The sequence below is a fragment of the Oleiphilus sp. HI0123 genome (assembly GCF_001635315.1).
In genome coordinates this window covers 1-14,689 of the sequence record NZ_LWGE01001744.1, presented here as the reverse complement: position 1 = coordinate 14,689, position 14,689 = coordinate 1, and the positions used below count along the sequence as shown (strand labels likewise).

The 14,689-nt window shown below is 44.8% G+C and carries 10 protein-coding genes; 4 read left to right on the top strand and 6 right to left on the bottom strand.

Annotated elements, in window-relative coordinates:
- Together A3761_RS23585 and A3761_RS23580 are read right to left on the bottom strand one after the other, a co-directional pair.
- Positions 1–1,269, bottom strand: a 1,269-nt coding sequence (locus tag A3761_RS23585) for an HD-GYP domain-containing protein (RefSeq protein WP_068751020.1), incomplete at its 3' end; no start/stop codon positions are given.
- Between the two features lie 247 nt (positions 1,270–1,516).
- The gene (locus tag A3761_RS23580; RefSeq protein ID WP_068508954.1) at positions 1,517–2,122 is read right to left on the bottom strand and encodes a hypothetical protein; all 606 of its coding nucleotides are present in this window, start codon (positions 2,120–2,122) and stop codon (positions 1,517–1,519) included.
- Between the two features lie 161 nt (positions 2,123–2,283).
- Here A3761_RS23580 and A3761_RS23575 point away from each other — a divergent pair, with 161 nt between their 5' ends.
- From A3761_RS23575 to A3761_RS23560, 4 genes are all read left to right on the top strand, one after another.
- Positions 2,284–3,306 (top strand): Fe(3+) ABC transporter substrate-binding protein, encoded by a 1,023-nt coding sequence (locus A3761_RS23575; protein WP_156490469.1) that lies wholly within the window; start codon positions 2,284–2,286, stop codon positions 3,304–3,306.
- A gap of 126 nt (positions 3,307–3,432) precedes the next feature.
- Positions 3,433–5,073, top strand: coding sequence for an iron ABC transporter permease (locus tag A3761_RS23570; protein WP_068508952.1), 1,641 nt, complete (start codon positions 3,433–3,435; stop codon positions 5,071–5,073).
- Between the two features lie 58 nt (positions 5,074–5,131).
- Entirely contained in the window at positions 5,132–6,700 is a 1,569-nt protein-coding gene (locus A3761_RS23565) for a cation:proton antiporter family protein (RefSeq protein ID WP_197470067.1), read from the top strand.
- Positions 6,701–6,915: 215 nt separating this feature from the next.
- Positions 6,916–8,145, top strand: coding sequence for a hypothetical protein (locus A3761_RS23560; protein ID WP_068508950.1), 1,230 nt, complete (start codon positions 6,916–6,918; stop codon positions 8,143–8,145).
- Between the two features lie 66 nt (positions 8,146–8,211).
- Here A3761_RS23560 and greA read toward each other — a convergent pair whose 3' ends face one another.
- From greA to dapB, 4 genes are all read right to left on the bottom strand, one after another.
- On the bottom strand, positions 8,212–8,688 hold the full coding sequence (gene greA / locus A3761_RS23555) for a transcription elongation factor GreA (protein WP_068508948.1): 477 nt from the start codon (positions 8,686–8,688) through the stop codon (positions 8,212–8,214).
- A gap of 171 nt (positions 8,689–8,859) precedes the next feature.
- Positions 8,860–12,066: a carbamoyl-phosphate synthase large subunit gene (gene carB / locus A3761_RS23550; protein WP_068508947.1), complete on the bottom strand. Its 3,207-nt coding sequence runs from the start codon at positions 12,064–12,066 to the stop codon at positions 8,860–8,862.
- Positions 12,067–12,176: 110 nt separating this feature from the next.
- Positions 12,177–13,307, bottom strand: coding sequence for a glutamine-hydrolyzing carbamoyl-phosphate synthase small subunit (gene carA, locus A3761_RS23545; RefSeq protein ID WP_068553352.1), 1,131 nt, complete (start codon positions 13,305–13,307; stop codon positions 12,177–12,179).
- 349 nt (positions 13,308–13,656) lie between these two features.
- On the bottom strand, positions 13,657–14,460 hold the full coding sequence (dapB, locus tag A3761_RS23540; protein ID WP_068511692.1) for a 4-hydroxy-tetrahydrodipicolinate reductase: 804 nt from the start codon (positions 14,458–14,460) through the stop codon (positions 13,657–13,659).
- Between the last annotated feature and the right edge of the window lie 229 nt (positions 14,461–14,689).

Here is a 14,689-nt window from a genome sequence, read left to right as displayed (position 1 = left end):
ACCGGATAACAGGTACCGCTGCTCATCTATGTCGTAAGCTCCCTTAGGTAAACTGTCTTTAATGCTTAAAACATTTCTATCGCGGTTTACCTCTTTTAGGTCTACCACTTTACCGCACTTCATTGCTCGCTTCTGAGCATCGAGTACAACCATTACTTTCGGTTGTAAGCGGCGATCTTCATTATGCCCGGTTACAATACCCACTTCCTCAGAACTTAGCTCAACCAAGGTACCTGTAGGGTATACGCCTACCGCTTCAATGAAGCGCTCAACAAGATCTTTCTGAAAAGCGATATTACGCAGCTCGTATAAACGGGCAACAGCATCATAAGGAGACATACCCAGTTCGTCATCACGCGGTGTAATCAACTCCTGATAATAATCAACCAAACCGGCAATCTTAGCTAACAAAGGAATGCGCTCACCCGTCACACCTTTCGGGTAACCGGTACCATTGTGTCTTTCTTGGTGAAATTCAACAATTGATGCAACGCCAGAAGGTAAACCTTCTATCTCAGTTAGTAACTCGACACTCTTTTCAACATATTGCTGATAGGCTGATAGTTGGCTACTCTCAAGGTCCGGATAGGCATCAAGTACTTTTTGCGCAACTCTAGCCTTACCAATATGCGACAATAAAACACCCAAAGCTAAGGTTTCCAGCATCTCCTTCTTCAAGCCCATATGACGCCCCAAAACTAAAGCCCATATAGAGGATTTCACCGAATGCTGATAACTATAAGCATCTATTTCATTCATTTTAGACAGCCAAACCAGGGCATCGGGATTACGAATAACGCTTTCGACCATACCTTTAGCAACTGACTCGGTTTCTTTAATGCTTACATCACCACCTTGCTCGACAGTGAGAAACACCTGGTCAATCGCATCGTATACATGACGATGAAGCTTTTCTACGCGGGCAACTTCTTTGTTAATGGAGACGCTTGCTTCATAGTGATGAGGAGCTTTGACAACAATGGGAGGGAGTTCTATTTCGGGGTTATTCTCGGAACTTCCAGAGATACCCTTTTTACCTTTTTCAGAACTAGGCACAGCGTGATTCGCATGAACCGTTTTGACCTTTTCTCGCTTCACGTCAACATAAACAAATTTACAGTATTCGCTCAAAGCCTTTACATCGTCATCCATACGAATATAAAAGCCCTGTAGAGGAAAAGGCGTTTCATGCCACGGACAATCCAAGTCCGCGACGAACATGCCTTCCTTCAGCGCATTTACTTCGAGTTTTAAACGATTTGTCGACATGACAATACCTACTAAGCTGGTCTTTTAGTTATCTTCCTTACATTTTTGACAATATCTTCAGGCAACACCACTACGCAGCGTTGGCTTATGTAAGCTCAGGTAACAATACCCGGTTGTTTCTTATCAATGCCAAACCGGTCACACTAGCATCTATTCAAAAATAGCTTTTACACTCTAAATATAGATCAAGATCTAATCAATTAGCAGTTAGATTTGTAACCAAGTAAAGTCGTCCTTCCATCAAATATTAGGCATCCGGGTCACAGACAGAAGAGTGGTTGAATAATTCGGGAACTAATTGCTCAATATCGCCGCCCTTTACCTTCTTGGTAGAGACGATATAAGGCTGCTGAGAACTAAGCAGGTAATCTATATTTATTTTCTTACCGCCTCGTATTTTTTGTGTTCGTTTTGGGCGGCAAGACATGTGAATGAGGACTTCTCCCTCCAAATCCAGAATACTACTTGAGCCCTGTCTATCGGTAATCGTTGCACATAGGGAGTTATTCTCTATCTCTAAGCCACGTCGATTCACATCAACTTCTGAACGACCACAGAAAACAATTCCTTCACCTTGGCGATCACTACAGCGGCGGCCGGGGCCAAACGAGCTGTCAAACAAGTGAACTTTCCGCTCGCTACATTGCGCCTCAATCACTACCGGCATTGGGCGAAGCTCGTCACTTGTCCAACCTTCATAACGAACAGACTGCCAATAAACTCTAAATTGTCTAAGTTCGCCAGCAGAGTTTTCCGCCATAAACCAACCATAATGCGTTTGATAATCTGTGGTTGCACAAGCCGTTAAGAAAGCAAACAGTCCGACTAGTAGCAAGCGGGAGAAACTCTTCATTAGCGCTCTTTTACTCCAAAGCTCAATATTTAAATGGCATTTTATCGCTTAGTTGACTTGATAGCCATCAAGTTAAATGCTTTAAATTCTTGACTAACAATTCTTTTTATTTAAGAATGATTCGCATTACTTTATGGAAACTATATTAGGAATATTTATTTATGGCTCTGTCTCGCTTTATTTGCGTCACCCTTCTAACTCTCTCTTCCTTATTCACGACAACTGTTTCAGCAAGCAGTGAAGAGGTTAACGTATACTCTTACCGCCAGCCCTTTCTGGTTCAACCTATGTTCGATAAGTTTACCGAACAAAGCGGTATTAAGGTTAATGTAGTTTTTGCTAAGAAAGGTTTAGCTGAACGCCTGACTCGTGAAGGACGCAACTCCCCTGCCGATTTAGTTTTCACTGTCGATATTGGCCGTTTAATGGAAGTGACCAACAAAGACTTGGTTCAAGCTGTTGAATCAGAAACGCTACAAAAGAATGTCCCGGTACAATATCGCGACCCAGAAAACCGTTGGTTTGGTTTAACGACACGTACTCGCTCTATCTATGCGTCAAAAGAGCGCGCTAACCTAGCTGACATTCAAAACTATGAAGACTTGAGCAAACCCGTCTGGAAAGGCCGTATCTGTACCCGAAGCGGCAAGCACCCTTACAACCTTGCGCTGATCGCATCAATGATCGCTCATCACGGCGAAGCAGAAGCAAAAACCTGGTTACAAGGTGTAAAAGACAACCTGGCGAGACGTCCTCAAGGAAATGATCGAGCACAAGTAAAAGCAATCAACGAGGGTATTTGTGACCTGTCACTTGGCAACAATTATTATTTCGGCAAAATGTTAAACGACAAAGCACAGGTTGCTTGGGCAAACTCTGTCCACCTAACCTTTCCTAACCAAGGCAACCGAGGCACCCACGTGAATATCAGTGGCGTAGCACTTACTAAACACGCACCAAACAAAGAAAGTGCAATCAAGCTAATGGAGTTCCTAACACAGGACTATGCGCAAAGCCTCTATGCAGAACAAAACTTCGAGTATCCGGTTAATACTAAGGTTGAACCATCGAGCCTGGTAAAGTCTTGGGGTTCCTTCAAGTCAGATACACTGCCACTCGCAGATATTGCTAATCTAAGAAAGCGTGCAGCACAGTTAGTTGATGAAGTTGCCTTCGATGAATAATGACTCTAGATAAGCTAAGGCCATGGCTTTTAGAAAAATAAACTAAAGCGGCACTATGCCGCTTTTCGTTTTTAATGTATCTTGCTCAGCTCGGCGTAACTCGAATACTTTGAAGGTTTATCACTCTTGAATTTCAGACTAAACGCTCAAGAGCGTCCCTGGTTCATTTCATCTTTCATTATCGCAACCCTTATCGGTCTCCCGATTGTTGCGGTGGCTTACCTCGCTCTTTTTCCAGAGGAAAACGCCTGGCCGCACCTGCTTAATACAGTTTTACCTAGTTATCTGAAAAACACGCTGATTCTTATGCTTGGCGTTGGCTCCCTAACTTTTCTGGTTGGAACTGGCTCAGCTTGGCTTATTTCCATGTACGACTTCCCCGGCAAAAAGTGGCTGAGTTGGGCCTTATTACTCCCCTTTGCCGTACCCGCTTACGTCATCGCTTATACCTACACTGATTTTCTGGAATACGCAGGCCCCGTGCAATCAGCGCTTCGAGAGCTATTTGGCTGGAAGACCAGCAGAGATTATTGGTTCCCCGAAATCAGAAGTATGGGGGGAGCTATTATCATGATGTCACTAGTACTCTACCCTTACGTCTACATGCTGGCACGCGCGGCCTTTCTTGAGCAGTCGATTTCCCTCTATCGCATTTCACGCAGTCTAGGCTCTACGCCCTTCCAGTTCTTTTATCGAGTATCCTTACCCATTGCACGGCCCGCTATTGCGGTTGGCCTGTCTTTAGTACTAATGGAGACACTTAACGACTTTGGAACGGTAGATTATTTCGCCGTCCAAACCTTAACAGCGGGTCTTTACGACACGTGGTTGAACATGGGCAACTTGGGTGGTGCAGCACAGATAGCCTTACTAATGATGGCTGTCGTGGTTATTCTTATTAGCTCTGAACGCTACTCTCGACGCAGACAAAAGCAATACCAGTCGCGCAACCAAGGCTCAACCATTCCAAGCCATAAGCTATATGGAATAAGGGCTTATCTGGCATTCGCAGTCGCCTTCTTACCGGTATTGTTAGGGTTTCTGTTTCCCTTCTCACTTCTAACGATTTATGCAGTCAAATACTTTGAAATATCCTGGCACAGCAATTTTATAGAGTACGCACTAAACAGTTTTGTTTTAGCCAGTATTGCCGCCTTTGCCACACTGGTTTTAGGCATCGTACTTACTTACAGCAAACGACTAAATTCCAATAAGCTCACTCAGCACCTGGTCAACTTCTCTAGCCTAGGCTACGCCATACCAGGCGCGGTGCTTGCGATCGGAATTATCATTCCCTTTGCTGCCTTCGATAATACCCTTGACGGTCTTATGAGAGAGCACTTTGATTTCTCAACAGGATTGATTTTGAGCGGTACGGCTTTCGCAATTGTATTTTCCTATTCTGTTCGCTTCTTAGCTGTCTCTTCAGGGTCCGTAGAGTCCAGCCTATCTAAAGTAACACCAAGCATGGACATGGCATCGCGCTCACTTGGCCATAATTATTTATCGACACTATTTAAAGTACACCTGCCCATTATCAAGCGGGGTGCTCTTACCGGCATGCTTGTCGTGTTTGTAGACTGTTTGAAAGAATTGCCTGCTACACTAATTTTACGGCCTTTTAATTTTGAAACACTGGCTACACAGGTTTACCAATTTGCTTCCGATGAGTTACTTGAGCAAAGCGCCTTGAGCGCACTAATCATCGTTGCAGTGGGTATTCTGCCAGTTATATTGTTAGACAAGAGTATTAGCCAAAAGTCCTAAGATACGAAGCAATTAGCAACCCAAACATTCATCGACTTAAGAGAAGTAAATAAGCAATATGAGCATCATCTGGATTTTAGTTGCCTTCATATTTGGCTTCATTGCGAAACAAATCACACTCCCACCCTTAGTTGGTTATCTAATTGCTGGCTTCTTGCTCCATGCAAGTGGCGTTACGCCAGAACCGACACTCGAGATGCTTGCAGACCTTGGCATTACGCTAATGCTGTTTACCATCGGGCTTAAAATTGATTTCAGACAGCTTATGAGGCCACAATTATGGTCCGGAACCTTTATTCATATGAGTGGGTGGATGATACTCCTACTTCCTTTGATAATTCTTTGCACAACTACCCTCAGCCACAGCTTATTTGATCTCAGTTTGTCGCAAAGCGCCATTATCGCTTTTGCTTTTAGTTTCAGTAGCACTGTTTGCGTCATTAAGATTTTGGAAGACAATGCGGAATTAAAATCCAAACACGGTGACCTCGCTGTCGGCGTACTAATCTGGCAAGATATTGCGGCTGTTCTGTTTCTATTCTTTGCAACCGGCAAATCACCAAGCCTTTGGGCATTTAGCTTGCTTGGCCTTTGGTTCCTTCGCCCTTTATTAAAAAGAATGATGGCCTCCAGCGGTCACGGAGAGTTGATCCCACTCTACGGTTTTTTACTTGCACTTGGCGGCCCGGAGCTTTTTGAGCTTGTCGACATGAAGGGTGACTTGGGTGCACTAGTCATGGGCATGCTACTCGCAGGCTTACCTAAATCTAACGAACTCTATAAGTCGTTAATGAGCTTCAAAGACCTCTTCCTAATCTGCTTCTTTTTGTCTATCGGGTTCACCGCGTTACCAACTTTGGAAATGTGGCTCGTCGCCTTAGGCTTGACTATTTTACTCCCCATCAAGTTATTGCTTTTCTTCTTTGTGTTTAATGCGGTTGGCTTACGCTTGCGTACCAGCTTCTTGTCAGCACTCTTGCTAGCCAACTACAGCGAATTCGGGTTGATCGTTGCCAGCTTAAGTGTTGATCAAAACTGGCTAAGCCATGAATGGTTGGTCATCATCGCCCTATCGACAACTCATTCGATGGTATTTAGCTCAATTATTTACAAGTTTGCACATCGAATATACGCAAACAAAAAAGACGCCTTCTCGCGTTTTGAACGTCCTTGTGATACCTCCCAACAAACCTTTTTACCTATCAAAGACAAAGAAGTCTTAATTGTCGGCATGGGGCGTGTTGGAAAAGGCGCTTATCATGAAGCAGAAAGGGATCTCCCCGGGAAGATCTGCGGTGTTGAGCTTGACCCAAAACGGGCACAGGGGTTCAAGGAACAAGGCATTAATATTATATGCGGTGATGGTGATGACATTGAGTTCTGGGAACAGGCCCCATTAAGCGACATAAAACTAATTATGTTAGCCCTGCCTTCAGTCAACGAGATGAAGAACATTATCTATCAGTTGAAGCATACTTCTTATTCAGGAAAAATTTCCGTCATTGCACAATATGAAGACCAACAAAAAGAGCTAATGGGTTTAGGTGCCGATATTGCTTTCAACTACTATGCAGAGGTAGGAACTGGCTTCGCTGAGGAAAGCATCCACTTATTAAAAGGGCAATAAGCTCTTTTACACAACACAAACCAAAATTTTATCGAACACGTCTTTCTTTTTATTCAGGAAGACTTCACTGCGAATAAGACTCTCTATTAAATAATTCTCTCGTGTTGTGACGACACGCGCTAACTTAAAGACCAAAGAGTTCGACTTCGAACTATTCTATTATATAATGATCGCTATTCAACATATTGAGACATTAAAGGAACATTGATCTTATAATGAATAAGGAACAACTGAATCTACTCGAAACACTGGAGAACAAAGGCGATTACGAACAACTAATTACGAATATTAGATTGATTCTACAAAGCGACCGTAAAAACTATGCGCACCCTTATATTAAGCGCTGGTGCGGCATTCGATGGAGAAATATATTTCTAACCGAAGCACTTCAAGACAATATTGCTTTAAAAAAAGCAGATAAAACCAAACTACTTGGCCGCAAAGACAAGCGACCAAACAAACAAAAACTTGCAGAACAGTTTTTGAGGGGCGATGAAATACGGGAATGGAAACTGGAAATCCCCGAATTTAAGAGCACAAATAGAGTTCGTAATACTACGCTAATATTCTCACCCGGTCTGTTGAATGGCATGTTGCCTGTTAGGGCTTTTCAAAACGCCTTCCCTAAAATCCAGGACGAGCTCGGTATAAGGATTATACGAGCAGACAATCACCCTATGCGCGGTTGCAGCTCTAATATTGATGACTTGATCGCCGCGATTGACCACGGTGCCGGATTAGCAGCTGACACAACAACAATCCCACCGTCCGAACAAAAGACACCCGGAGATATATTTTTAATTGGTTACAGCAAAGGTGCTCCCGATATCTACGAACTGCTCGCGCAGCGCCCCGATTTAAAAAACAAAATTCGCTGTATCTATAATTGGGGAGGAGCCATCGGTGGCTCCTATTTAGCGGATGACATATATAACTCGATTAAGAACCTAGACATCCCTAAAGTTGAAAAAGCATTAGCAAGCTTCTTATCGCTCATTTCACCCGCAATAAACCTCAAATCTGGCACGTTTAGACGTATGGATGAATACAATGTAAAAGAGGCGGTATATGATCTGACAACTAAAGCGCGAATGTCCTTCCTAGATCAGAATAGAGAATTATTTGATTCTTTAGACATCCCTATTTTTAACATCACGGGTTCGACAACAGCGCTGGAAGTACCTTATTTTCAAATGCAGGGCGTAATGGAGTTAAACAAATACGACGCTCATAATGATATGCAGCTTACCCAAGCTCAAGCAAAAATAAAGACCGGCATGTCAGCAGATCTAGCCATGTTAAACGCACATCATTGGGATATGTCCTACGATGCATTCCCTAAACTAATGAGATTTGGGTCACCAAACCTAGACCATCCCTTTCCGAAAGAGGCTGCCCTAAAAGCCATGATTAAGCTAGCTATTGAATTAGGCTTAATAGATTAGTAACTAACCAGGAAGGCAAAGGCTGAAGTCAATGCTAACCTCAGCCTTTTTAAAAGATGATCAAGATTAAACGTGAAGCACTTCATCAATTTCATACTCAACGATTCCGCTAGGCACCTGAACGCCTACGGTATCACCTTCTTCTTTACCAATAATCGCTCGAGCGATTGGTGAAGAAATAGAGATTTTGCCTGCCTTGATATCAGCCTCATCATCACCAACAATGTGATAACGAACTTCTTCATCCGTATCGATATTGATCAATGAAACCGTGGTACCAAAAATAACTTTTCCTGTATGAGGGATAGACTTAACATCGATAATCTGGGAGTTTGAAAGCTTACCTTCCAGCTCCTGAATTCGACCTTCTATAAAGCCTTGCTGCTCTCTCGCTGCATGATATTCAGCATTTTCTTTTAGATCACCGTGCTCACGCGCATCGGCAATCGCTTCGATAACCTGTGGGCGCTTTACAGTTTTCAATTCTACTAATTCTTCTTGAAGGGCTTTTTCGCCTTCAACAGTCATTGGAATTCGATTCATCTTCCTTCCTTTATTCTTTTACCATATTTAGTGAGAGCTCTTCTTTCAGTCACGCTTATACTCATCATCAACAAGCAATTAATTCGAGTTATCAAAAAAGAGCCATCTGTATAAACAGCTGAAAAAAATAACCCGAAGCATTAGCTCCGGGTTATAAAATAAACGAGTTTTCTAGTGTAAGTCTTGAAGTCTACGTACGTGCTTCTCAGCACCAAAACGAATAGCTCGTGCAGTTGCATCACCACCAGCAAGAGTCGTACTGTAAGCAATCTTCTTCTGCAAAGCAGATTGTCTGATTTGAGCAGAGTCTGCGATGGCTCGTCTACCTTCAGTAGTATTAACAATCAGGTCAATATCGCCATTCTTAATGGCATCAACAACATGCGGACGACCTTCTTGAACCTTATTAATAGACTCAACTTCCAAGCCTGCCTCTGCTAGCGCTTTCGCAGTACCGGAGGTTGCGACCAAAGCGAAACCAATTTCGTTAAGCAGGCGTGCCACTTCAATTACGCCTTCCTTATCAACTTCTCTCACGCTCAAGAACGCCTTACCGCCGCTCGGCAATACACCACCTGCAGCAATAACTCCTTTAGCAAAGGCTTCATCGAAGGTATCACCGATACCCATAACTTCACCCGTTGACTTCATTTCAGGGCCAAGGATCGGGTCAACAGATGGGAACTTGTTGAACGGGAAAACAGACTCTTTGACACTGAAGTGCTTAGGCACCACTTCCTCGGTAAAGCCCGCCTCTGCCAGGGTTTTACCTGCCATACAACGTGCAGCAACCTTCGCCAATGAAGTGCCAATAGCTTTAGAAACAAACGGTACTGTACGTGATGCTCGAGGGTTAACCTCGATCACGTAAATCAAACCATCCTGATAAGCCAACTGGACGTTCATCAAACCTACAACACCAAGTTCTAGACCCATAGCTTTAACGACTTCCTTCATCTCTTCCTGAACTTCTTGAGACAAGGTATATGGAGGCAATGAACAAGCCGAGTCACCCGAGTGTACACCCGCCTGCTCGATATGCTGCATGATTGAACCAATCACGACATCTTTACCATCACTAATGGCATCAATATCAACCTCAATCGCCGCGTTCAAGAAGTGGTCTAGCAAGACAGGGCTGTCGTTAGATACGCTAACCGCCTCCTTCATGTACTTAACTAGCTCAGCTTCGTTATAGACGATCTCCATTGCACGCCCGCCCAATACATAAGATGGACGAACAACTAGCGGATAACCGATTTCAGTCGCTTTAGTAATCGCTTCTTCATGGCTTCGAACCGTGGCATTTTCTGGCTGACGTAAGCCCAAGCGCTCAATCATTTGCTGGAAGCGCTCACGATCTTCTGCACGGTCGATTGCATCTGGGCTAGTACCAATAATTGGCACTCCAGCTTCTTCTAAACCACGCGCAAGCTTAAGTGGCGTCTGACCGCCATAATGCACAATCACGCCCTTTGGCTTCTCTAGCTGAACGATTTCTAATACGTCTTCCAGGGTAATTGACTCAAAGTACAAACGGTCTGAAGTATCGTAATCCGTTGAAACCGTCTCTGGGTTACAGTTGATCATGATGGTCTCGTAACCGTCTTCACGCATGGCAAAGGCAGCATGAACACAGCAGTAATCGAACTCAATACCCTGGCCAATACGGTTAGGGCCACCACCGATAACAATGATCTTTTCTTTGTCAGTAACCTGAGACTCACACTCTTCTTCATAGGTTGAGTACATGTAAGCCGTGTTCGATGAGAATTCTGCAGCACAGGTATCAACACGCTTATAGACAGGGCGAATATCGAAGCCCTGACGTAGCGTACGCAATTCTTTCTCGGTAATACCAAGTAGCTCTGCCAAACGGTGATCAGCAAAACCCTTACGCTTAAGACGAAGCATCGCTTCAGCAGTCATGTCTGTGCGTGTCATATTCGATACAACACACTCTTCTTCAATCAAATCTTCAATCTGAACCAGGAACCAAGGGTCGATGCCGCTTAGCTTGTAAATTTCATCAACCGACATGCCAGAACGGAAAGCATCACCGACATACCAGATACGCTCGGCACTCGGGTTACGAAGCTCTCGAATCATCTCTGATTTAGCATCTTCAGAAGCCAGATCCAATTTCGGCTCGAAGCCGTAAGAACCGACTTCCAAACCACGTAAAGCTTTCTGTAGCGATTCCTGGAAGGTTCGGCCAATAGACATAACCTCACCTACCGACTTCATCTGTGTCGTTAGAATCGGATCTGCCTGAGGGAACTTCTCGAAGGTAAAACGAGGAATCTTAGTGACAACATAATCGATTGATGGCTCGAATGAAGCCGGCGTTACGCCACCTGTAATATCATTCTGCAACTCATCCAGGGTATAACCAATCGCCAATTTAGCGGCAACTTTGGCAATCGGGAAACCGGTTGCTTTAGACGCCAAAGCAGATGAACGCGATACACGCGGGTTCATCTCGATAACCACCATACGGCCATCTTTCGGGTTCATACCAAACTGGACGTTTGAGCCACCAGTTTCAACACCAATCTCACGCAGTACTGCCAAAGAGGCATTACGCATTATTTGATATTCTTTATCGGTCAGCGTTTGTGCCGGTGCAACGGTAATCGAGTCACCGGTGTGAACACCCATCGCGTCAAAGTTTTCGATAGAACAGATAATGATACAGTTGTCGTTCTTGTCACGAACAACTTCCATTTCATATTCTTTCCAACCAATCAGGGACTCATCAATCAAAAGCTCGTTCGTGGGTGACAGGTCCAAACCACGCTCACAAATCTCTACGAACTCTTCTTTGTTATAAGCGATACCGCCACCACTTCCACCCATGGTGAAAGAAGGTCGAATAATACAAGGGAAGCCTAAAGAGTCTTGCACCTGAAGCGCTTCTTCCATGCTATGAGCAATCGCAGAACGCGGTGTTTCAAGGCCGATTGCCTTCATTGCTTTATCAAAGCGCTCACGATCTTCCGCTTTGTCGATGGTATCAGCATTCGCTCCAACCATTTCAACGTTGTACTTATCAAGCACACCTTCGCGCTCTAGGTCCAATGCACAGTTCAATGCAGTCTGACCACCCATTGTTGGCAACAACACGTCAGGGCGCTCTTTCTCGATAATCTTTTCAACTGTCTGCCAGGTAATCGGCTCGATATAAGTCGCATCGGCCATTGCAGGATCAGTCATAATGGTTGCCGGGTTAGAGTTAACCAAGATAACTCGATAACCCTCTTCGCGAAGCGCTTTACACGCTTGAGCACCTGAATAGTCAAACTCACAGGCCTGCCCGATGACGATAGGGCCGGCGCCTAGTATTAGAATACTCTTTATGTCGGTACGCTTTGGCATTTAATTCTTTCCGTTCTCTAAGAGTTAGGTTGTAAATAGCTAAGGTGCTCACTCACAACAAAATAGGTTCACTTTCAGCAAGTATTTTGCTGACTAAACAACAGTACTAATTACTTAGCACGAGCTCTCATCGTATCGATGAAGCGGTCAAACAAAGGCGCGACATCATGCGGGCCCGGGCTCGCTTCGGGATGGCCCTGGAAACTAAACGCTGGAGTATCCGTGCGTTCAATACCTTGTAAGGAACCATCAAATAGAGACTTATGTGTTGCTTTTAGACAATCTGGTAGTGAACTCTCGTCCACTGCAAAACCGTGGTTCTGACTGGTAATCATCACAGTTTTGTCTTCTAGATTCTGTACCGGATGGTTCGCACCGTGGTGACCAAACTTCATCTTTTCAGTCTTCGCGCCACTCGCTAGCGCAAGTAGCTGGTGACCTAAGCAAATGCCGAATACCGGAACCTTGGTTTCCAGTATGTCTTTGATTGCTGCAATCGCATAATCACATGGCTCTGGATCGCCCGGGCCGTTAGATAGAAACACTCCGTCAGGTGACATAGCCAGTACATCCGCAGCAGGCGTTTTCGCTGGAACAACTGTTAGTTTACAACCACGCTCCGCGAGCATTCTTAGAATGTTATTCTTAACACCAAAGTCATAAGCCACAACATGGAATTCTGTTTCGCTTTGCTCGCCATACCCGTCAGTTAGTGACCACTCAGCTTCTGTCCAAGAGGCCTGTTCAGTGCGTGTCACCTCTTTCGCCAAGTCCATACCTTTTAGACCAGGGAACGACTTCGCAGCGGCTAGCGCCTTTTCTTCACTAATGTCATCACCAGCGATAATGCAGCCATTCTGTGCACCTTTTTCACGCAAGATTCGCGTCAAACGGCGTGTATCAATATCTGCAATCGCGACAATGCCGTTTTCTTCAAGGTATTCGTTAAGAGGCTTTTCTGAACGCCAGCTACTCGCCAATAAAGGCAAGTTACGTATAACCAAGCCTGCTGACCAAATTTTATCTGACTCAACATCTTCGGCATTAACACCGGTATTTCCGATATGCGGATAAGTCAAAGTTACGATTTGTTTTGCATAGGAAGGGTCAGTCAGGATTTCTTGATACCCGGTCATCGCTGTATTAAATACAACTTCCCCGATGGTTTCACCGTCTGATCCAATGGAGACTCCTTTAAAAATGGAGCCATCTTCAAGTGCTAAAATTGCAGGTTTTGTCAACGCCAGTTCCTCGTCGTAATCGGCTAGGAGAGAATAATAAAGATACCGTCTTTAGGCGGGTTTGAAGTGGCCTTCAGAAACTACACGCTAGGTATAAGCGATAAGCATCTGGTCCCCGAGCAGGCATTCAAAGCAGCATTTTCACACAGATAAGTTGCAAAAAAGCGAGACGGAGCTTACCCCACCTCGCTTAAAATTCTTATACTTGCGCGCGCTTCAATGTTAACCCTGCTGATACATGCGGGCTTTGAATAGACAACCACTATTCAAACGGCGGCATTGTACACATTTATGACAATTATGTCTATCAGTGAGAGGCAGTTCATAGCGCATTTTTTAGCCAAGCCACTTATTTCAAATTCAGAACATCTCGCATTTCATACAAGCCAGGCTTCTGACTCTGCAACCAGGCTGCAGCACGAACTGCACCCCGAGCGAAAGACATACGGCTAGACGCTTTGTGAGTAATCTCTACACGCTCACCTTCGCCCAAAAACATCACGGTGTGATCACCGACAACATCACCACCACGAACGGTCGCAAAACCAATAGTTTCTTTATCACGTGCACCGGTTTGACCTTCTCGCCCATAAACCGCAACCGAGCGTAAATCCCGATCCAAACCATCGGCCACCGCTTGCCCCATCGCCAGTGCAGTACCAGAAGGCGCGTCAACCTTATGTCGATGATGAGCTTCGTAAACCTCAACATCGTAGTCGTCACCCAAAATTTCAGCCGCTTTTTGAAGCAGGTTCAGGCAAACATTTACGCCTGTACTAAAGTTGGCAGCCTTACACATTGCCGCAGAAGACTGAGCCAATAACAACTCCTCCTCTTCTTCAACGGTAAAGCCAGTCGTTCCGATAACAATACCCTTACCATGCTCCGCACATAACTTAGCATTTGCCAAGGTCGCTACGGGCGCAGTGAAGTCAATCAAGACATCGAACTGACCAATCACTTCAGACAAGCTACCTGAGACAACAACACCGTTCGCACCCACACCTGCTAACTCTCCAGCATCCGTTCCGACAAGGGAACTTTCTGGGCGCTCAATGGCTGCCGTTAGCTCTGCTTCAGAAGATAGACCCACGGCCTCAATTAACATTTTACCCATTCGACCAGCTGCACCGGTCACTGCAATTCTTGTCACTTTGTTTTTCCTTATTTATAGGCGAATAAACCGGCCCAACTACCTCTACGTCATTCTCGCGCAGATTCTCGTCATTCCCGCGCAGACGGGAATCCATTGTTTTGAACCCACCTCAGGTGCTGGAAAATGCTAGATCATTCTAAATACCATGATTTCCCCGTCGATACCTACTAATTGGGTGTATCTAACTCCGCGAGACAATGGATTCCTGCCTGCGCAGGAATGACGG